This window comes from Mesorhizobium sp. P2_H9, assembly GCF_056403215.1.
Window position 1 is genome coordinate 69,212 of the sequence record NZ_JBFUFX010000015.1, and the last position, 18,814, is coordinate 88,025.

Sequence of the window (18,814 nt, forward strand, 5' to 3'; positions counted from 1 at the left end):
AGCAGCGAATTTGAACGATTTTCCCGCCATAGTTGCTGCGACGACCCGCAGCATCGACCGGGTGGCAGGCTTGCAAAACCACCCCTTTGCCTGCTCAAATCGCCGGATGAACGAACGACTCCTGAAAGCAATCGACGATCGCGTCGATGATCTGGTTACGCTGACTGCCGAGCTGATCCGCTTTCCGACCATCAACCCACCCGGCGAGGCCTATCGGCCCTGCGCCGAATATGTCGGCGCGCGACTGAAGAAGCGCGGCTTCGAAATCGAATTCATCCGCGCCGAAGGCACGCCCGGCGACAGCGACCGCTATCCGCGCGTCAATGTCGTCGCCCGCTTCGACGGCCGCTCGCCCGGCGCCTGCGTCCATTTCAACTCGCACATCGACGTCGTCGAAGCCGGCGACGGTTGGACGGTCGATCCCTTCGCCGGCATCGTCAGGGACGGCAAGGTCTATGGTCGCGGCGCCTGCGACATGAAGGGTGGCCTGGCCGCCTCGATCATTGCCGCCGAAGCCTTCATGGAAGTCTTTCCGGACTTTCCCGGCGCCATCGAAATATCGGGTACGGTCGACGAGGAGTCCGGTGGCTTCGGCGGCGTCGCCCATCTGGCCGGGCTCGGCTATTTCTCAAAACCCAAGGTCGACCATGTCATCATCCCCGAGCCTTTGAACAAGGACCGTATCTGCCTTGGTCACCGCGGCGTCTGGTGGGCGGAGATCGAGACCAAGGGCGAGATCGCGCATGGCTCGATGCCCTTCCTCGGCGACAATGCGGTGCGCCACATGGGTGCCGTGCTGCAGGCCTTCGAGGATGAGCTGTTTCCCGCCCTCGACCGCAAGATGACCCGCATGCCAGTCGTGCCCGAAGGGGCAAAGCGCTCGACCATGAACATCAACTCGATCCATGGCGGCCAGACCGAGGATTTCCGGCCCGGCCTGCCCTCGCCCAACGTGCCCGATTCCTGCCGGCTGACCATCGACCGCCGCTTCCTGCTGGAAGAGGATCTGGGCGCCGTCAAAAGCGAAGTGACCGATATCCTCGAGCGGCTGAAGCGCGAGCGCAAAAAATTCAACTACGAGATCCGCGACCTGATGGAGGTGCTGCCGCTGATGACCGAACGCGACGCGCCGGTGGTCAAGGCGGTGGCGCAAGGCATCATGGCGATCTTCGACCGCGAACCCGACTATGTCATTTCGCCGGGCACCTACGACCAGAAGCACATTGCCCGCATCGGCCACATCTACGACTGCATCGCCTACGGTCCGGGCATCCTCGACCTCGCCCACCGCCCCGACGAATGGGTCGGTATCTCGGACATGGTGGAATCGGCGAAGGTGATGGCGATCGGGCTCAACGTGCTGCTCAGGGGCGCCGGCCCCGGCGGCACGCTTTGATTGGCCAGGCCTACAGTTTGAGAAAAACATTCCCCCCGACAGGCCCGCGCAGCATGAAACGCGATTTACTATGGCTGAAAATCACGCTTCTATCCCCCTGGTTTTGAGCACATTGGGTTTTGAGCACATTGGGAGTTGCACGATGAAATTGTGGAAAACCATTCTCGCTGCTGCAGCACTGGCGCTGGCCACCGGCACCTCGGCTTTTGCCGCGCGGACCGACCTGGTCATCGGCATTCCGCTCGAACCGCCGCATCTCGATCCGACCGCCGGTGCCGCGGCGGCGATCGACGAGGTGCTCTACGCCAACGTGTTCGAGGGCCTGACGCGTATCGGTCCGAATGGCGAGGTGCTGCCGGATCTGGCCGAGAGCTGGACCATTTCCGATGACGGCAAGACCTACACTTTCAAGCTCCACACCGGTGTGAAATTCCATGACGGCACCGACTTCAATGCCGACGATGTGAAATTCTCGCTCGACCGCGCCCGCGCCGACAATTCCGTCAACGCGCAAAAGGGTCTGTTCGCGGCAATCGACAAGGTCGACGTGGTCGATCCGGCGACAGTGAAAGTCACGCTGAAGAACCCGCAAGGCTCCTTCCTCTACAATATGGGCTGGGGCGACGCGGTCATTGTCGCGCCCGAGACGGCCGAGACCAACAAGGAAAAGCCGATCGGTACCGGTCCGTTCAAATTCCAGAGCTGGGCCAAGGGCTCGTCGATCACGCTGGTGAAATCCGACAATTACTGGGGCGCGCCTGTTTCTCTCGACAAGGCCGAGTTCCGCATCGTGCCTGATGCCGCTGCTGCCGTACCGGCGCTGCTTTCGGGCGATATCCAGGCTTTCCCGTTCTTCGATCCCGACAGCGTCGCGCAGGTCAAGGATGACCCGCGCTTCAAGGTGGTGATCGGCGCCACCGAGGGCGAAACCATCCTCTCGATCAACAACAAGAAGCCGCCCTTCGACAAGCTGCAGGTCAGACAGGCGATCTCCTACGCGCTCGATCGCAAGGCGATCATCGACGGCGCCTCGGCCGGCCTCGGCGTGCCGATCGGCTCGCACATGTCGCCCGCCAGCAAGGATTATGTCGACCTCACCGGCCGCTATCCGCACGACGTGGCGAAAGCCAAGGAACTGCTGAAGGAGGCGGGCCTGGAAAATGGCTTCAAGGCGACGCTGAAGCTGCCGCCGCCCTCTTATGCCAGGCTCGGCGGCGAGATCATCGCCTCGCAGCTTCGTGACGTCGGCATCGACCTGGAGATCATTCCGGTCGAATGGGCGCAGTGGCTGGATCAGGTGTTCACCAAGAAGGATTACGACCTGACCATCGTCTCCCACACCGAGCCCAACGACATCGATATCTATTCGCGCAAGGACTATTATTTCAACTACGACAATCCGGCCTTCGACAAGATCATCGCCGACCTCAACTTCACCTCCGACGAGGCCAAGCGCAAAGAGCTGCTGGGGCAGGCGCAGAAAATCCTGGCGGACGATGCCGTGGTCGGCTTCCTCTACGAACTGCCGAAAGTCGGCGTCTGGGACGCCAAGCTGCAGGGTCTGTGGGAGAACGCACCGATCCAGGCCAACGACCTGACCAAGGTGAAGTGGAGCGAGTGAGGCTTACTCGGTTTCGTCATCCTAGGGCGAAGCAGCGAGCGCAGCGAACTGCGTAGACCCTAGGATCCATTCCGTGACTTACTAGCGCCCCTGCGGTGCAGAATCTGGGAGACATAGCTGTGGGGACAGAGAGAGGCGACGCTGGTTTTGGACCGTCGCGCTCTTTGACCTCCGTCACGGCATGGATCCCGGGGTCTCCGCAACGTCGCTTCGCTCCTGCTTCGCCCCAGGATGACGATGCTACTGTTGTCCTGCGCCGATGACCACCTACCTCCTCAAACGTCTCATCATCGCCGTGCTCACGCTGGTGCTGGCTTCGATGGTGGTCTTCGCCGTGCTGGAGATCATTCCCGGCGATCCGGCGCGGCTGATGCTGGGCCTGAACGCCAGCGCCGACCAGGTCGAGTTGCTGCGCAACCAGATGGGCCTCAACGCGCCGCTTGCCCTGCGCTATTTGCATTGGGCCGGCGGCTTGCTCAGCCTGGATTTCGGCCGCTCCTACACCTATTCGGTGCCGGTCATCGACCTCGTTCGCGAGCGCATTGTCGTCTCGCTGCCGCTGGCGCTAATCGCGCTCGCTCTCTCCACGGTGATTGCCATACCGGTCGGGCTGTTCTCTGCCAGCCGGCGTGGGCGGGCCGGCGACACGATTGCAATGGGCGCTGCCCAGCTTGGCGTCGCCGTACCGAACTTCTGGTTCGCGCTGATGCTGATCTACCTGTTTGCCGTCTGGCTTCGGCTGGTGCCGGCCGGCGGCTTTCCCGGCTGGAGCGCCGGTGTGTGGCCGGCACTGAAATCGCTGTTGCTGCCGGCGGTGGGGCTTGCCTTGCCGCAAGCGGCGATCCTGGCCCGCGTTACCCGTTCGGCGCTGATAGAAGTGCTGAACGAGGATTATATCCGCACCGCCCGCGCCAAGGGCCTGCCCTATCGCAATGTGCTTTGGCGGCACGCGCTGCGCAACGCCATGATCCCGGTACTGACCATTCTGGGCCTGCAATTCGCTTTCCTGCTTGCCGGCACCATCATCATCGAGAATGTCTTCTACCTGCCCGGCCTTGGTCGGCTGGTGTTCCAGGCGATCACCCAGCGCGACCTGATCGTCGTCGAAAGCGTCGTCATGCTGCTGGTCGCCGCCGTCATCGCCGTCAACCTCGCGGTCGATCTCTCCTATGCGGTCATCGATCCGCGCCTGAGAAGCCGGCAATGACGCTTCGCTTCGACATTCCCGAGGAGAATCTTGCCGGCATTCTGGCCAAGGCATTCAAGAACCGCTCGTTCCTCGCCGGCTTCATCATCACCGCCTTTGTGGCGGCGATCGCGGTCCTCTCCTACGTCTGGACACCCGACGACGTCACCAAACTGGTCATATCGGACAAGACCCAGGCGCCCTCGCTGGTGCATTGGTTCGGTACCGATCATTTTGGCCGCGATATCCTGTCGATGATCATGGTCGGCGCTCGCAACTCGATCGCCGTGGCGCTGGTCGCCGTCGGCATCGGCATGGGTGTAGGCGTGCCGCTCGGCGCCTTTGCCGCGGCACGTGGCGGCCTCGTCGACGAAGCGGTGATGCGGTTGAACGACCTCGTCTTCGCCTTCCCTGCGCTTCTCTCGGCAATTATGATCACCGCCATCTTCGGGCCTGGTGCGGTCAACGCCATCATCGCCATCGGCATCTTCAACATTCCGGTATTTGCGCGTGTCGCCCGCGCCGGCGCGCTGGCGATCTGGCCGCGCGAATTCATCCTCGCGGCGCGTGCCGCCGGCAAGAGCACGACGCTGATCACCATCGAACATGTGCTGCCCAACATCGCCACGCTGCTTCTGGTGCAAGGCACCATCCAGTTTGCGCTCGGCATCCTGGCGGAAGCCGGGTTGTCCTATGTCGGCCTTGGTGCTCAGCCGCCGATGCCGAGCTGGGGCCGCATGCTGTTCGACGCGCAGACCCGCATGGTGGTGGCGCCATGGATGGCGATCTTTCCCGGCATGGCGATCGTCATCACCGTGCTTGGCCTGAACCTACTCGGCGACGGCATCGCCGACATTCTCGATCCAAAATCGCGGCGGCAGCGATGAGCCTGCTCGACATCGAGAACCTGTCGCTGACGATCGGCGACACACCGATCCTGAAGGGCATCGAGCTGTCCGTCGCGCCCGGCGAAGTGATGGGGCTGGTCGGCGAATCCGGCTCAGGCAAGTCGATGACGGCGCTGACGGTGATGCGGCTGCTGCCCTTCGCGGCACGCGCCACCGGGCGCGTCAGCTTCGACGGCATCGACATCCTGGCGGCGAGCGAAGACCAGATGTGCGCCTTGCGCGGCGACGACATCGGCATGGTGTTCCAGGAGCCGATGACGGCTCTGAACCCGGTCAAGACCATTGGCGAGCAGGTTGCCGAAGGCATACGCTGGCACACCAGGGCCAGCCGCGCCCATGCCGAGGAGCGGGCGCGAAAAATGCTCGATCGGGTCGGCCTGCCCTCGGCAAAATTCCCGCTGTCGCGCTATCCGCACGAGCTGTCCGGCGGCCAGCGCCAGCGCGTCGTCATCGCCATCGCCTGTGCGCTGAAGCCCAAGCTGCTGATTGCCGACGAGCCGACGACGGCTCTAGACGTTGTGCTGCAGGCGCAGATCCTCGACCTTTTGCGCGACCTGGTCGCGGAAAGCAGCATGGGCCTCCTGCTGATCTCGCATGACCTCGCGGTCGTGACCGAGATGGCGGACCGCATCACCATTCTGCGCCATGGCGAGGTGATGGAGGCCGGCGACACCGCGCGCACGCTGTCCGAACAACTGCATCCCTACACGCGCCAGCTGGCGCAAGCGTCGATGCATGTGCCGGCGCGTCCCAGAACGCACGATTCTGGCCAGGGCAAGCCTCTGCTTCAGGTCGAAAGCGTGACCCGCGATTATCCGGGGCGGCGCACCTCCCTGTTCAAGCACGCGGTTCCGATCCGCGCCGTCGACGATGTGTCTTTCTCGATGGGGCCGGGCCAGTCGGTGGCGCTTGTGGGACGCTCCGGTTGCGGCAAGTCAACACTTGCCCGCATGATCCTGGCGCTGGACCGATCGACGTCGGGGACAATACGGTTTCGCGGCGAGACCATCACCGGCAAGGGCGAAGCCGAGCTGAAGCCCGTCAGGCGCGACATGCAGGTGGTCTTCCAGGACCCCTATGGCTCTTTCGACCCGCGCCAGAAGGTCGAAAAGCTGGTGGCCGAACCGCTGCATGTGCTGGAGAAGAAGCCAGCGCCCGGCGAGCGGCGCGAAATGGTGGCCCATGCGTTGCATGAGGTCGGCCTCAGCCCACGCGACATGGACAAATATCCGCATGAGTTTTCAGGTGGCCAGCGCCAGCGGCTGTCGATTGCCCGCGCCATCATCACCCGGCCGAAACTGGTGGTCGCCGACGAGCCGGTCTCGGCGCTCGACGTCTCGATCCGCGCCCAGATCCTCGACCTGTTCGCCGAGCTCAATCAGAAACTCGGCATCGCCTATCTGTTCATCACCCATGATCTGACCGTCGCCCGCGCCATCACCGACGAGGTGTTGGTGATGCATGAAGGCAAGATCGTCGAGCGCGGCAGGACCAACGAGGTGCTCGACCACCCGCAATCCGAGGCGGCCAAGGCGCTGGTCACGGCTGCCCCCGATTTGCACCGCGCGATCGCACGCCGGATGCAAGAGCAAGGGTGAGCAGCCGGTTCGCGAAGCGAAGCAGCGGGAACCCGGTCGGGCAGCCGATCGTTCAGTAAGACCTATTCTTCCGGCTTCACCACATCGACCGGGCTGATGTCGAGCAGGTCGAGCGTACGGCGCAACAGCCGCACCTCGCTCTCGGCAAGGTGCGAATCGGCCTTGGCGATCTCGGCCATATGGCGGGCGAGCAGCTTGCGCCTTTCGATGTCGAGGTCACGGAATTGCGCGATGGCTTGCGAGCCGTTGGTCTCGTAGCCGAACTCGTTGAGATACTCGATGACGTTGTCGATGCTGGCTTCCGGAATGCCGAAGGCTTCCTTGCAGATGCGCCTGAAGGCGACCATTTCGCTCTCCGAGACCGAACCGTCGGCCAGGATCATGCGAAACAGCATCAGCAGTTCCGCCGACAGCACCGGATCGTCGGCAACCTTGCGCACGCCGGGGTCGCCCTCGAAGATCGAACGTATCTGGTCGAGCAATGCCATCGCCATCAATCCCTTTTCGAATCGTCCATAGGTAGCGCGGAATCGGCCTTGCGCAAACTGGGTGGTCGTGGTCGAACCCGCTGCACCGTTTTCCCGCCCGAACGCATTCCGAAATCCGATGTTCGACCTCGCCACCCAGACCGTCGCCATGCTCGCCTTCGCCGGCTTTGCCGCCGGCTTTGTCGATTCAATCGCCGGCGGTGGCGGCCTGATCACCATTCCAGCGCTGCTTCTCGCCGGGTTTTCGCCGGTCGCGGCACTGGGAACCAACAAGCTGCAGGGCATGTTCGGCTCCGGCTCGGCGACCATCCACTACGCCTCGAAAGGCCATGTCGACCTTCGCCGGCAGCTTCCCTCGGCGCTGCTGGCGCTTGCCGGCAGTGCTGCCGGTGCCTTGCTGGCGACCATCGTGCCGGGCGATTTCTTGCGGGCGCTCCTGCCGCTGCTGCTGATTGCCATTGCGCTCTATTTCGCCCTCAAACCCAACATGGACGACGTCGACCGCGCGGAGCGCCTGTCGCCGTTCGTGTTCGGGCTGACGGTCGCGCCTTTGGTCGGCTTCTATGACGGTCTGTTCGGACCGGGCGCGGGCTCCTTCTACATGCTGGCCTTCGTCACCCTTGCCGGCTATGGCGTGCTGAAGGCAACCGCACACACCAAGCTGCTCAATTTCGCCTCCAACATCGGCGGCTTCATCGTTTTCGCTTCTGTCGGCGTCGTCTACTGGAAGATCGGCCTGATGATGGGTGTCGCCCAGTTCCTTGGCGCCCGCGTCGGCGCCAGCCTTGCCATCCGCATCGGCGCCAGGCTGATCAAGCCACTGCTGGTGATCGTGTGCCTGGCGCTGGCGATCAAGCTGCTGGCGGACCCCGCCAACCCGTTGCGCCAGCTGATTGGTGTATAATCACGCGCCTGATACAATGTAACGGTACGAATCATGTTGAGGAGGACCACACATGAATCTCAGTGCACCTACGCAAATCATTTTTATTATTTCCCTTGTCATCGCCATCATCGGCATTCTCGCCGCGCTTGGCGTTCTTGCGTTCATTCCCCTCGCATCGGTGTGGATTGTACTCATCGCCTACATCGTGCTGGCCGCCGGCTGCATGATGCGCGGCGCCTAAACATCTCAGGCAACTCGGAGCGCCCGGCCACAAGCCGGGCGCTTTTGATTCTGGCGCATGGTCTGCTAGGTTCGTCCCGGACATGAGGAACGGCCAATGCCGGTCGAGACAGAGCGTCACGAGGACCAGGACCGACCGGTCGCCGATCGGTTCGAGATGGTGCGGCGCGCAGCGGGCGATCGGCTCCAGGGTGCGGTGACGGACATATGCGGCTATCGCGAAACGGCGCCCGGCCATTTCCGCAACGTCGAATACGCCTCGCTGACCGTGCCGCTGGTCATCAGCTTCGCCGAACCTTTTTCCATCGGGCTTGGCAAGGACCCCGGCGACAATGACCGCTTCGCCAGTTTCGCTGCCGGCCTCTATGCCGGGCCGGTGGTGATCGAATCCTTCGGCGGCGCCTGCTGCATCCAGATCAATTTCACCCCGCTTGGTGCCCACCGCTTCTTCGGCCAGCCGATGAGCGAGTTGACCGACAGCATGGTTGCCCTCGACGATGTGCTCGGCCTTGAAGGCATCGCGTTGCGCGATAAGCTCGGCAATGCGCGGGACTGGAACACGCGCTTTGCCATCGCCGAAACCTTCGTCGCCAACCGGTTGACCGAGGCCCGCGAAACGCAAGCCGAAATCGCCTGGGCCTATGACAGGATCACCGCTTCGGGCGGCCGCATTCGCATTGCATCGCTTTCCGACAGATTGGGCTGGAGCCGCAAGCATCTTGCCGGAAAATTCTGCGACGCGATCGGCGTCGGACCCAAGACGCTGTCGCGCATCGTCCGCTTCAACCGCGCGCTTGGGCTGTCGCGACAGGGCGAGAACGATTGGGCCGACATCGCCGCCAACTGCGGCTATGCCGACCAGGCGCATCTGGTGCGCGAGTTCCGCGACCTTGCCGGCCAGGCGCCGACCATGCTTCCCGTCCAGGCATAGACGCGCCGTGCCGAGGTAACATTTCTTCAAGACGGGGGAACGGCCTTCGAACAGAGTGGGTTATCGACCAACCCAGATGAAGGAGGTTTCCATGCCCACCACCACTGAGGCGCCCCGGCTCTACCCTGCCCTGCGCTACCAGAATGCGGCCAAAATGATCGACTGGTTGGGTGAGGCGTTCGGCTTCAGCGTCCGCGCCCGCTACGGCGAAGGGGACATCGTCCACCATGCTGAGCTGGTTTTCGGTTCCTCGATGATCATGCTCGGCACCGCGCGCAGCGACGACTACGGCAAGATGGTCGGCGAGCCCGGTTCCGGTGGCGGCAAGTCGATCTACGTCGCCGTCGACGACGCCGATGCCACCTATGCCAGGGCCAAGAAAGCCGGCGCCACGATCATCCAGGAATTGACCGACCGCGACTATGGCAGCCGCGAATTCATCTGCCGCGACCCGGAAGGCAATGTCTGGTCGTTCGGCACCTATTGGCCAAAGGCGGGCGAGAAGGCCTGAACCGGCAGCGCTGGGGGGGTTCGAGATTGGCCGAAGCGCCCCCACCTTCGTCATCCTAGGGTGAAGCAGTCGCGAAGCGACGTCGCGGAAACCCTAGGATCCATGCCGTGACCTTTGTCGAAGGATGCAGCGGAGCAGAATTCTGAACCGTTGCAACGCCTTAACCTCGCGGCACGGATCCTCGGGTCTGCGCTGCGTCGCTTCGCTCCTTGCTCCGCCCGTGGATGACGAAACGATAGGCGGCTCTACCTCGCCAGCCCAAAAATCGCGTCGCAGTCGAGATGGGTTTCCAGCTCGGTTGCGACCTCGTCCAGCGCCCGTTCGACCTCGGCGCGATAGTCGATGCCGCCACCTTTGACGCCGAGGTTTTCGAGGAACCTGGCGCGAAAGGCGTCGGCGGAAAACAGTCCGTGCAGATACGTGCCAGACACCCTGCCGTCGGCAGAAATGGCGCCGTCGTCGATGCCGTTGATGACGGCTGACGGCCGAGCCATGTCCGCACCGGTGGTGCGGCCGAGATGGATCTCGTAGCCCTGAAGCGGCAGGTCGAACGGCACCGAATGGGCGCTGACATTGCGCACCGTCTTTTCCGGCTCCATCACCGTTTCGATATCGAGCAGGCCGAGCCCCTCGGCTTCGGTAACGCTACCCTCGATGCCGTCGGGATCGCGCACGACTTTCCCCAGCATCTGGAAGCCGCCGCAAATGCCGACGACATGGCCGCCGCGTTTCCTGTGAGCGAGCAGATCGCGGTCCCAGCCATTCTCGCGAAATTTCAGGAGATCGCCGATCGTCGATTTTGAACCGGGAATGACCACCAGCCCGGCATCTTCAGGTAAGCGTTGACCGGGCGGCACGAACACCACTTCGACCTGCGGTTCGGCCTTCAGCGGATCGAGATCGTCGAAATTGGCGATGCGGCCAAGCATCGGCACCGCGACCTTCAGCGCCCGCTTCTCGCCCGACACCAGCCGTTCGAGCACAACCGAATCCTCAGAAGGCAGTCGTGCCGCCGCCTTCAGCCATGGCACGACACCAAAACAGCGCCAGCCCGTGAATCTTTCGATCGCCGCGATGCCGTCATCGAACAGGGAGACGTCGCCGCGGAACTTGTTGATGAGGTAGCCGACAATCATGCGCCGGTCCTCCTCCGGCAGGATCAGATGCGTGCCGGCGACAGAGGCGATGACGCCGCCCCGGTCGATGTCACCGACCAGGATCACCGGCACGTTGGCGCGCGTCGCAAAGCCCATATTGGCGATGTCGCGGCTTCTCAAATTGATCTCGGCCGGCGATCCCGCACCCTCGACGATGACCAGATCGGCGCCCTCGCCGACCTTCGCCCAGGACTCCAGAACAGCGTCCATCAGCCGGCCCTTCAGCGCCTGATAGTCGCGCGCCCTTGCCTCGCCAAACACCTTGCCTTGCACCACCACCTGCGCGCCGATATCGGTCTGCGGCTTCAGCAGCACCGGGTTCATGTGGACGGTTGGCGTCACACCGCAGGCGATCGCCTGCAGCCATTGGGCACGGCCGATTTCGCCGCCGCCGGCATTGTTGTCACCCGGAATGTCGGCGACCGCCGCGTTGTTCGACATGTTCTGTGGCTTGAACGGCCGCACCTTTAGCCCACGCTTCTTGGCCGCACGGCAAAGACCCGCGACCAGAACCGTCTTGCCGACATCGGAGCCGGTGCCTTGCAGCATGATCGCCTTGGCCATCAGTCCTTGCCCTGCGAAACGGTTCCGGTGATCGTCGACTTCGCCGCCAGCGGTCCGCCGCGCCAGATGTAGAGCGCCAGCAGCGGCTCCTTGCCGGTGCGCATGGCGTGGTTCACATCAGACGCATGGTGGATCACCTCGCTTGCCTGGCGAACGCGAAACCCGCTCTCGCCCATGCGCCACTCGGTGCCGCCGGTCAGCGGGATGTAGATTTCCTCGGCGATGTGGTGATGGTCGGGATAGACGAAGTCAGGTCCAAGGATCAGCAGGCCGGCCGCGACCTCGTCATTGACGAAGTGGCCGCGCGTGCCGAACACCTCCAGCCAGCCGTAGTTGTCGATGAACGCCTTGCCGAAATCCGCCTCACTGTAGGTTTGGCCCCAGCGGAAATCATTGCGACGCTCCGCCAGCAGCCGCGCCAGCGGCCTGGCGCTCGCCGGCGCCAGTTCGACGATGCGGTCGAGTTGGTGAAGGCAGGCGAGCGGATGCGGGTCGAGCGGTCGGGCCTGCATGTCCCAGCCGATCCTGGCCACGGCATCGCACACCAGCCCGTCATCAAATGTCGAGAGAAAGCTGCGGAAGCCTTCGAGCAGTTCATCGAAATTTGCCGTCACACCTTGCTCCGAGCATCCATTCGCGCACAGCCGCTCCCCAAATGGTCGGTCGAGTTGGCCGGGTTGCGCGGCGGCATCATTGGTCTAGATTGGTGCGCGCGCAAAGCCAAAAACAACAGGCCAGCAAGCCAACCCCCAGTTGGGGAAACACAGGGAGCACGCCATGGACGCCGCTGTCGATGCGAGCACCAGCCAGTTCGAACTCAACGAGGACCAGCGCGCCATCCAGGAGATGGCCGAGGCCTTCGCCGCCGATCGCGTCGCGCCCAACGCGCTCGAATGGGATCGCAACAAGCACTTTCCCGCCGATGTGATCCGTGAGACAGGCCCGCTCGGCCTTGGCGGAATTTATGTCCGCGACGATGTCGGCGGCTCGGGGCTGGGCAGGCTCGACGCCGTTTTGATCTTCGAGGCGCTGTCGCGCGCCGATCCGGCGTTTTCATCCTTCATCTCGATCCACAACATGGCGGCGTCGATGATCGACCGCTTCGGCAGCGACGAGCAGCGCCAGCGCTTCCTGCCCAGGTTGACCTCGATGGAATGGCTGGCCAGCTATTGCCTGACGGAGCCCGGTTCCGGATCAGATGCTGCAGCATTGAAGACGCGCGCGGCCAAGAGCGGCGGCGACTATCTGCTGAACGGCGCCAAGCAGTTCATCTCAGGCGCGGGAGACAGCGATCTCTATGTCGTCATGGCGCGCACCGGCGCCGACGGGCCGAAAGGGATTTCCACCTTTGTCGTGCCAAAGGATGCGCCCGGCCTGTCCTTCGGCGCCAACGAGCACAAGATGGGTTGGCACATGCAGTCGACCCGCCAGGTCATTTTCGAGGACTGCAAGGTGCCGGCCGAAAACCTTTTGTCGACGGAGGGTGCCGGCTTCGGCATTGCCATGGCCGGGCTCGACGGCGGCCGGCTGAACATCGCCGCCTGTTCGCTGGGCGGAGCACAGTCTGCGCTCGACAAGGCGCTGTCCTACACCGCCGAGCGCAAGGCATTCGGTTCCAAGATCAACCAGTTTCAGGCGCTGCAGTTCAAGCTTGCCGACATGGAGACGGAGTTGCAGGCGGCGCGCATTTTCCTCTACGCCGCAGCTTCGAAACTCGACCGCAAGGCGCCGGATGCAGGCAAATGGTCGGCCATGGCCAAGCGTTTCGTCACCGACATCGGCTTCAACATCGCCAATGACGCGCTGCAACTGCATGGCGGCTACGGCTATCTGCACGATTACGGTGTCGAAAAGCTGGTACGCGACCTGCGCGTCCACCAGATCCTCGAAGGCACCAACGAGATCATGCGCGTTATCATCGCGCGCGCTTTGATTGGCCGCTGACGGCAACAATTCAGGAGAAATCAATGAGCACTGTCGCCTTCATCGGCTTGGGCAATATGGGCAACCCGATGGCTGCCAATCTGGTCAAGGCGGGGCATACGGTGAACGGTTTCGACCTGATGTCGGAAAACCTCACCGTCGCCCGTGAACATGGCGTGACGGTGATGGCCAATGCCGTTGCCGCGGTGAAGGACGCGGACGTGGTCATAACCATGCTTCCCGCCGGCAAGCACGTGCTCTCCGTCTACGAGGACATCGCACCCAAGGCGAAAAAAGGTGCCCTGTTCATCGATTCCTCGACCATCGACGTGGAGTCGGCGCGAAAAGCCCACGCCATCGCCAACAGGCACGGCCTGCTGTCGATCGACGCGCCGGTTTCCGGCGGCACCGGCGGTGCCACCGCCGGCACGCTAACCTTCATGGCCGGCGGCTCGAAGGACGCCTTTGCCAAGGCAGAGCCAATCCTCAAGCCGATGGCCGGCCGCATCGTCCATTGCGGCGATGATGGCGCAGGACAGGCGGCAAAGATCTGCAACAACATGATCCTCGGCATTTCGATGATCGGCGTCGCCGAAGCCTTCGTTCTGGCGGAAAAGCTCGGCCTGTCGCATCAGGCGCTGTTCGACGTCGCCTCGACATCCTCGGGCCAATGCTGGTCACTGACCACCTACTGCCCGGTGCCCGGCCCCGTGCCGGCATCGCCCGCCAATCGAGACTACAAACCCGGCTTTGCCGCGGTACTCATGTTGAAGGATTTGAAGCTGTCGCAGGAAGCAGCACAAGGCGCCGGTGCGGTGACGCCATTGGGCGCAGAGGCCACGCAACTTTACGCGCTGTTCAATGCCCAGGGACATGCCGGCGCCGATTTTTCCGGCATCATTAATTTTCTGCGCGGTAACCCGGCGTAAGTTTCGAATTTTACAGCGATTTTGTCGATTTTTTTCAGCAAGAAAAATCGCAAATTCAGATTTGCTTAAGCTCTCAATAACCTGACGGTAACGATGTCCCTATAAAACGGATTTCGAGGCGGACATATCGCATCCGCCCGGCGCTCCGGATCAGGTCTCGCGTACCGGAGCCCGTAAGTTTCGCAGTGTTTTGTTAGCGAAACGCCATGCGTATCTGGCAAAGCCGCGTTCCCGATGGAGCGCGGTTTTTGCGTTTCCGGCCGACGCATCTGCTTCCTGTAGGTCAGGATTTTGTTGATAGCCGGCGAAAATTGGCTTTGACGGCACGGCTGGCTGGCTTCAGCGCGGCGCTGATCGACCGCTCCGCTGCGACACCGCTAAAAAGCGATGGCATGCGGCCGGAAAAAACCTCCGGCCAGAAGCGCGTCGTCGATTGCAGCAGCGCCATTTGCGCGGCAAACGCACCCTCCGCCATCGCCATGGTCTTTTCACTCATCGCGCGTGCGGTCTCTGGGCTCCAGCTTCGTCCATTTTGGGCATCCGCGGCCATCAGCGGCAAGCGCATCATCGCCACAAGGGGCGCCAGCATCAGGTCGTTTCCGATCGCGACCGCTTCCAGCGCCCGTTGGCTCTTGGTGGTTTTTGTCATGAAAATTGTCGCCCAGAAATGCAGCCGGTGTGGCCGGTCCCAGAACACTACGCGCGACGAGGGCTATTCGTTCCCTGATGGCACAACGAAAGGTGCATTAGAGGCCGGGCGTGCCGGTCGCGGCACGCCCGGCTCTGGTTTGGCTTATCGGCTGCGCAGATCCGCCAGCGCCAGGTCGAGCGCCTTGGCGATACGGTCGCACGCCATGTCGATCGTCTCGCGCGTCCAGATCAGCGGCGGCGACAGGATCATCGTGTCGCCGGTGGCGCGCAGCATCAGGCCCTGGCCAATCGCGTGGTCACGAACGGTCACCGCAGCACTCCCCGAGGGCAGGAAGCGTTCCTTGGTCGCCTTATCCCTAACGATCTCGATCGCTCCCATCAGCCCGATCGAACGCACCTCGCCGACCAGATCGTGGCCGGCGATCCGCTCCTGCAACGCCTGGGCGAAGTAAGGTCCGGTGTCGTTCTTGACCCGCTCGACCAGGCCCTCGCGCTCGATGATCTCGAGGTTCTTCAGCGCCACCGCACAGGCCACCGGATGCCCGGCATAGGTATAGCCGTGATAGAACTCGCCACCCTTCTCGACCAGCGTCGCCGCGATGCGGTCGCCGACCAGCAGCGCCGACAGCGGCTGGTAACCGGAGGTCAGCGCCTTGGCCGTGGTGATGGTGTCGGGCTCGATGTCGAAGGTCTGCGCGGCAAACCACTCGCCGGTGCGGCCATAGCCGGTGATGACCTCGTCGAGCATCAAGAGAACATCGTATTTGCGGCAGATGCGCTGCACTTCCGGCCAGTAGCTCATCGGCGGGATCTTGACGCCGCCTGCCCCCATCACCGGCTCGCCGATGAAGGCGGCAACCTTGTCGGCGCCGGCTTCGAGGATGGCGTCCTCGACGGCCTTAGCCGCGCGCAGGCCGAAATCATGGTCGCTTTCGCCGGGCAGAGCCAGTTCATACGCATAGGGCATCATCACATGGACGATGTTGGGCACTGCGCCGCCGAGCTGCTTGTGCATCAAATCCATGCCGCCGAGCGAGGTGCCGGCGATGGTCGAGCCGTGATAGCCCATCTTGCGCGAGATGATGCGGTTCTTCTCAGGCTTGCCTTCCAGCGCCCAGTAGTGGCGGACAAGCCGCAGCGCCGTGTCGTTGGCCTCCGAGCCGGAGGAACCATAAAACACCTGGTTGACGCCCTTGGGCGCCAGTTCCGCCAGCTTCTCGGACAACAGCACCGGCGTCGGCGTCGAACATTTGAAGAAGGAGTTGTAGTAAGGCAGTTCCTTCATCTGGGCGTAGGCCGCGTCGGCCAGTTCATCGCGGCCGTAGCCGACATTGACGCACCAAAGCCCGGCCATGCCGTCGAGGATTTCGGTGCCGTCGGCATCGTAGATGAACGGCCCGTTGGCGTGGGTTATGATGCGCGAGCCGGCCTCACGCAATTCCTTGTGGTCGGTGAACGGATGCAAATGATGCGCGGCGTCGATCTGCTGAAGCTGCTTCAGCGAGTAATTCTGATAAGTCATGATTTGACCTTCCTCTTTGAACCAATCCGGCTAGTGCCGGGGCGGATTCTTCAGAGGCAGGCAGGGGGCGAATAGCCAATGCGGGCGCACAGCCGCAGAAGCTCGGCGCGCAGCGTGCGCGGCGACGGCGTCACCGCCCCCCCAAATGCGCAGACCAATGTCACTACCGGAGCCATGAAAGGCACCTTAGGCTGTCTGAAGCCCTCAGTTCAAGTCGTACTGCTCAGCGCCCGCTGCAGGAAGACATACTTCATCGCCGCCTGTGCCGCCTGCGGCCGGCGATCACCGCGCCCGCCATGGCCGCCCTCGGTTTCCTCGAAGAACAGCGTCATGTCGTGACCGGCAGCCTGCAGGCGAGCCGCCATCTTGCGCGCGTGGCCGGGGTGAACGCGGTCGTCGGCGGTCGACGTGGTCAGCAGGACCGGCGGATAGGCCACATCGGCGGAGACGTGCTGATAGGGCGAATAGGCGGCAAGCCAGGCCGCCTCTTCCGGTTTCGCCGGGTCGCCATACTCGGCCATCCAGGAGGCGCCGGGCGGCAGCTCGGTGTAGCGCAGCATGTCGAGCAGCGGCACGTCGATGATCACGGCGCCGAACAGTTCCGGGTGCTGGGTCAGCGAGACGCCGGTCAGCAGACCGCCATTGGAGCCGCCCTGGATGCCGAGGGTGGCCGGCGTGGCAATGCCGCGCTTCACCAGGTCCTGCGCCACCGCGGCAAAATCGTCAAAAGCGTTCTGCCGGTTGGCCTTCAGCGCCGCCTGGTGCCAGTTCGGGCCGAACTCGCCGCCGCCGCGGATGTTGGCCTGCACATAGGCATTGCCCTTCTCCAGCCACAGCCTGCCGCGCACACCGGCATAGCCGGGCAGCAACGGCACTTCGAAGCCGCCATAGCCGTAGAGCAGCGTCGGCACCGGACCGTCCTGGTCGCGTCGCCTGACGACGAAATACGGAATCTCCGTGCCATCCTTCGAGCGTGCCTCGAACTGTTCGGAGATGAGATGCGATGCATCGAACCGCGCCGGCTGCGCCTTCACCGTCGTCAGCGTCTCGCCGTTGTCGTCCGACCAGATGATCGAACTCGGCGTCAGGAAATCGGTGAAGGAGAAGGAGACGCTGGCGCCGAAATGCTCGGCATGGCTGATGCCGACATTGCCGTTTTCAGGCAGTGCCACGGGCCTCAGCGACCAACCGTCGGCGGTGCGTTCGCAAACGACGACCTTGCCCCGCACATTGTCCATCAGGTTGATGAACAGGCGGTCCTGCGTGCGGGTGATGCCGGCGATCGAGACGCGATGCGCCGGCTCGAGCAGGGTTTCGACAGGCCCGAACGCACCCGTTTCGATCCAGCGCCCGAAATCCAGCGAATAGAGGCCATCCGGCTGGCACGACGTGCCGTCCGGCGCCGTCCACGCGGTGCGCACGCCAAAGACAAGCTGACCTCTAAAGAGCGCTGTGTCGGTGGCGTCGTCCGGCAGCGGGATGCGGCGGTTTTCACCGGAGGCCAAGCGCAGAAAGCTGTGCGAAGCGAAGAAGTCGAGCGTTCGGGCCAGGAAGACATGCCGCTTGTCGCCATCGAATTCGACGGCGCCACCGGCGGCGAGATCATCCTTCTGCACCTCGAAGATCGGCGCCGCATCTTCCAGCCTGGTGCCGCGCGTCCACAGCTTGATCACGCGCGGATAGCCGGATTCCGTCTTGTCGGCCTCTTCGAACGCCGCCGAAACGATGACCGTGTCCTTGTCCAGCCAGGAAAAACCCGACTTCGAGGCGGGCGCGCGAAAGCCATCCTCGACAAACGACTTGGTCGCAATGTCGAATTCGCGCATCTCGCTGGCATCGCCACCATCCGGCGACATCGCCACCAGGCAAAGATTGAAGTCGGGGTAGAGACGGCTGGCGCCGCTGAACACCCACTTCACCCCCTCCTTGGCCGACAGCACGTCGAAGTCGATGATCGTTTCCCATTCCGGCTTCTCGGTCTTGTAGGAAGCAACACTCGTGCGCCGCCACAGGCCGAGTACATTGGTCTTGTCCTGCCAGAAATTGTAGACATGGCCGTTAAGTGCGGCACCGACGGCGATGTTGTCTTCGGCCGTCATCAGGTCTAGCGCGGTTTCGAACGACGTCTGGTAGGACGGATCGCCCTGCAATTCGCCGACCGTAAGCTCGTTCTGACGATGCACCCAGTCGAGCGATTCCTTGCTGGTCCGATCCTCCAGCCAAAGGAACTTGTCCTCGGCGGCGGCTTCAGTCTGGCGTTTTGTCGTCGATTGGGTCACGCGTGGTCTCCAAGCTATTGTCTG

The 18,814-nt window shown here is 63.0% G+C and carries 18 protein-coding genes; 11 read left to right on the top strand and 7 right to left on the bottom strand.

Annotated elements, in window-relative coordinates:
• Positions 1-106 precede the first annotated feature (106 nt).
• From AC1DXN_RS25535 to AC1DXN_RS25555, 5 genes are all read left to right on the top strand, one after another.
• The gene (locus tag AC1DXN_RS25535) at positions 107-1,396 is read left to right on the top strand and encodes an acetylornithine deacetylase/succinyl-diaminopimelate desuccinylase family protein (RefSeq protein ID WP_477247843.1); all 1,290 of its coding nucleotides are present in this window, start codon (positions 107-109) and stop codon (positions 1,394-1,396) included.
• Between the two features lie 142 nt (positions 1,397-1,538).
• Positions 1,539-3,017 carry an ABC transporter substrate-binding protein gene (locus AC1DXN_RS25540; protein WP_477276818.1) on the top strand — a complete coding sequence of 493 codons (1,479 nt, stop codon included), beginning with the start codon at positions 1,539-1,541 and terminating at the stop codon, positions 3,015-3,017.
• Positions 3,018-3,276: 259 nt separating this feature from the next.
• Complete coding sequence (locus tag AC1DXN_RS25545; protein ID WP_477276820.1) at positions 3,277-4,224, top strand: ABC transporter permease; 948 nt, start codon at positions 3,277-3,279, stop codon at positions 4,222-4,224.
• Positions 4,221-5,090: an ABC transporter permease gene (locus tag AC1DXN_RS25550; protein WP_477276822.1), complete on the top strand. Its 870-nt coding sequence runs from the start codon at positions 4,221-4,223 to the stop codon at positions 5,088-5,090. The genes AC1DXN_RS25545 and AC1DXN_RS25550 overlap by 4 nt, the downstream gene beginning before the upstream one ends.
• On the top strand, positions 5,087-6,709 hold the full coding sequence (locus AC1DXN_RS25555; RefSeq protein ID WP_477276824.1) for an ABC transporter ATP-binding protein: 1,623 nt from the start codon (positions 5,087-5,089) through the stop codon (positions 6,707-6,709). Before AC1DXN_RS25550 ends, AC1DXN_RS25555 begins: the two co-directional genes overlap by 4 nt.
• 62 nt (positions 6,710-6,771) lie before the next feature.
• On the opposite strand, the gene AC1DXN_RS25560 is transcribed toward AC1DXN_RS25555, so the two are convergent.
• Entirely contained in the window at positions 6,772-7,203 is a 432-nt protein-coding gene (locus AC1DXN_RS25560; protein ID WP_477247833.1) for a TerB family tellurite resistance protein, read from the bottom strand.
• A gap of 112 nt (positions 7,204-7,315) precedes the next feature.
• Between AC1DXN_RS25560 and AC1DXN_RS25565 the strand changes: the two genes are divergently transcribed.
• The 4 genes from AC1DXN_RS25565 to AC1DXN_RS25580 all read left to right on the top strand — a co-directional run bounded on the left by AC1DXN_RS25565 (position 7,316) and on the right by AC1DXN_RS25580 (position 9,765).
• Positions 7,316-8,101: a TSUP family transporter gene (locus tag AC1DXN_RS25565; RefSeq protein WP_477247831.1), complete on the top strand. Its 786-nt coding sequence runs from the start codon at positions 7,316-7,318 to the stop codon at positions 8,099-8,101.
• 52 nt (positions 8,102-8,153) lie between these two features.
• On the top strand, positions 8,154-8,324 hold the full coding sequence (locus AC1DXN_RS25570) for a hypothetical protein (protein WP_477247829.1): 171 nt from the start codon (positions 8,154-8,156) through the stop codon (positions 8,322-8,324).
• A 96-nt stretch (positions 8,325-8,420) separates the two neighbouring features.
• The gene (locus AC1DXN_RS25575) at positions 8,421-9,254 is read left to right on the top strand and encodes a helix-turn-helix domain-containing protein (protein ID WP_477276826.1); all 834 of its coding nucleotides are present in this window, start codon (positions 8,421-8,423) and stop codon (positions 9,252-9,254) included.
• Positions 9,255-9,345: 91 nt separating this feature from the next.
• Positions 9,346-9,765 (top strand): VOC family protein, encoded by a 420-nt coding sequence (locus tag AC1DXN_RS25580; RefSeq protein ID WP_477276828.1) that lies wholly within the window; start codon positions 9,346-9,348, stop codon positions 9,763-9,765.
• 245 nt (positions 9,766-10,010) lie between these two features.
• Here the strand turns inward: AC1DXN_RS25580 and AC1DXN_RS25585 are convergent, their stop codons facing one another.
• Together AC1DXN_RS25585 and AC1DXN_RS25590 are read right to left on the bottom strand one after the other, a co-directional pair.
• Positions 10,011-11,486 carry a cobyric acid synthase gene (locus AC1DXN_RS25585; protein ID WP_477276830.1) on the bottom strand — a complete coding sequence of 492 codons (1,476 nt, stop codon included), beginning with the start codon at positions 11,484-11,486 and terminating at the stop codon, positions 10,011-10,013.
• The gene (locus AC1DXN_RS25590) at positions 11,486-12,100 is read right to left on the bottom strand and encodes a dimethylsulfonioproprionate lyase family protein (protein ID WP_477276831.1); all 615 of its coding nucleotides are present in this window, start codon (positions 12,098-12,100) and stop codon (positions 11,486-11,488) included. Before AC1DXN_RS25590 ends, AC1DXN_RS25585 begins: the two co-directional genes overlap by 1 nt.
• 163 nt (positions 12,101-12,263) lie before the next feature.
• On the opposite strand from AC1DXN_RS25590, the gene AC1DXN_RS25595 reads away from it, so the two are divergent.
• Both AC1DXN_RS25595 and mmsB read left to right on the top strand, forming a co-directional pair.
• Positions 12,264-13,430: an isobutyryl-CoA dehydrogenase gene (locus tag AC1DXN_RS25595; RefSeq protein WP_477276833.1), complete on the top strand. Its 1,167-nt coding sequence runs from the start codon at positions 12,264-12,266 to the stop codon at positions 13,428-13,430.
• Complete coding sequence (gene mmsB / locus AC1DXN_RS25600; protein WP_477277258.1) at positions 13,427-14,338, top strand: 3-hydroxyisobutyrate dehydrogenase; 912 nt, start codon at positions 13,427-13,429, stop codon at positions 14,336-14,338. Before AC1DXN_RS25595 ends, mmsB begins: the two co-directional genes overlap by 4 nt.
• Before the next feature lie 283 nt (positions 14,339-14,621).
• Here mmsB and AC1DXN_RS25605 read toward each other — a convergent pair whose 3' ends face one another.
• The 4 genes from AC1DXN_RS25605 to AC1DXN_RS25620 all read right to left on the bottom strand — a co-directional run bounded on the left by AC1DXN_RS25605 (position 14,622) and on the right by AC1DXN_RS25620 (position 18,790).
• Positions 14,622-14,987: a hypothetical protein gene (locus tag AC1DXN_RS25605; protein WP_477276835.1), complete on the bottom strand. Its 366-nt coding sequence runs from the start codon at positions 14,985-14,987 to the stop codon at positions 14,622-14,624.
• 144 nt (positions 14,988-15,131) lie between these two features.
• Positions 15,132-16,511, bottom strand: a complete 1,380-nt coding sequence (locus tag AC1DXN_RS25610) for an aspartate aminotransferase family protein (RefSeq protein ID WP_477421711.1) — start codon at positions 16,509-16,511, stop codon at positions 15,132-15,134.
• A 50-nt stretch (positions 16,512-16,561) separates the two neighbouring features.
• Entirely contained in the window at positions 16,562-16,687 is a 126-nt protein-coding gene (locus AC1DXN_RS25615) for a capsid protein (protein ID WP_477276839.1), read from the bottom strand.
• 33 nt (positions 16,688-16,720) lie between these two features.
• On the bottom strand, positions 16,721-18,790 hold the full coding sequence (locus AC1DXN_RS25620) for a prolyl oligopeptidase family serine peptidase (protein ID WP_477276841.1): 2,070 nt from the start codon (positions 18,788-18,790) through the stop codon (positions 16,721-16,723).
• Positions 18,791-18,814 lie beyond the last annotated feature (24 nt).

Coding starts and splice junctions, on each gene's coding strand:
- AC1DXN_RS25535 (WP_477247843.1), top strand. CDS start 107: ATGAACGAACGACTCCTGAAAGCAATCGACGATCGCGTCGATGATCTG.
- AC1DXN_RS25540 (WP_477276818.1), top strand. CDS start 1,539: ATGAAATTGTGGAAAACCATTCTCGCTGCTGCAGCACTGGCGCTGGCC.
- AC1DXN_RS25545 (WP_477276820.1), top strand. CDS start 3,277: ATGACCACCTACCTCCTCAAACGTCTCATCATCGCCGTGCTCACGCTG.
- AC1DXN_RS25550 (WP_477276822.1), top strand. CDS start 4,221: ATGACGCTTCGCTTCGACATTCCCGAGGAGAATCTTGCCGGCATTCTG.
- AC1DXN_RS25555 (WP_477276824.1), top strand. CDS start 5,087: ATGAGCCTGCTCGACATCGAGAACCTGTCGCTGACGATCGGCGACACA.
- AC1DXN_RS25560 (WP_477247833.1), bottom strand. CDS start 7,203: ATGGCGATGGCATTGCTCGACCAGATACGTTCGATCTTCGAGGGCGAC.
- AC1DXN_RS25565 (WP_477247831.1), top strand. CDS start 7,316: ATGTTCGACCTCGCCACCCAGACCGTCGCCATGCTCGCCTTCGCCGGC.
- AC1DXN_RS25570 (WP_477247829.1), top strand. CDS start 8,154: ATGAATCTCAGTGCACCTACGCAAATCATTTTTATTATTTCCCTTGTC.
- AC1DXN_RS25575 (WP_477276826.1), top strand. CDS start 8,421: ATGCCGGTCGAGACAGAGCGTCACGAGGACCAGGACCGACCGGTCGCC.
- AC1DXN_RS25580 (WP_477276828.1), top strand. CDS start 9,346: ATGCCCACCACCACTGAGGCGCCCCGGCTCTACCCTGCCCTGCGCTAC.
- AC1DXN_RS25585 (WP_477276830.1), bottom strand. CDS start 11,486: ATGGCCAAGGCGATCATGCTGCAAGGCACCGGCTCCGATGTCGGCAAG.
- AC1DXN_RS25595 (WP_477276833.1), top strand. CDS start 12,264: ATGGACGCCGCTGTCGATGCGAGCACCAGCCAGTTCGAACTCAACGAG.
- AC1DXN_RS25605 (WP_477276835.1), bottom strand. CDS start 14,987: ATGACAAAAACCACCAAGAGCCAACGGGCGCTGGAAGCGGTCGCGATC.
- AC1DXN_RS25610 (WP_477421711.1), bottom strand. CDS start 16,511: ATGACTTATCAGAATTACTCGCTGAAGCAGCTTCAGCAGATCGACGCC.
- AC1DXN_RS25615 (WP_477276839.1), bottom strand. CDS start 16,687: ATGGCTCCGGTAGTGACATTGGTCTGCGCATTTGGGGGGGCGGTGACG.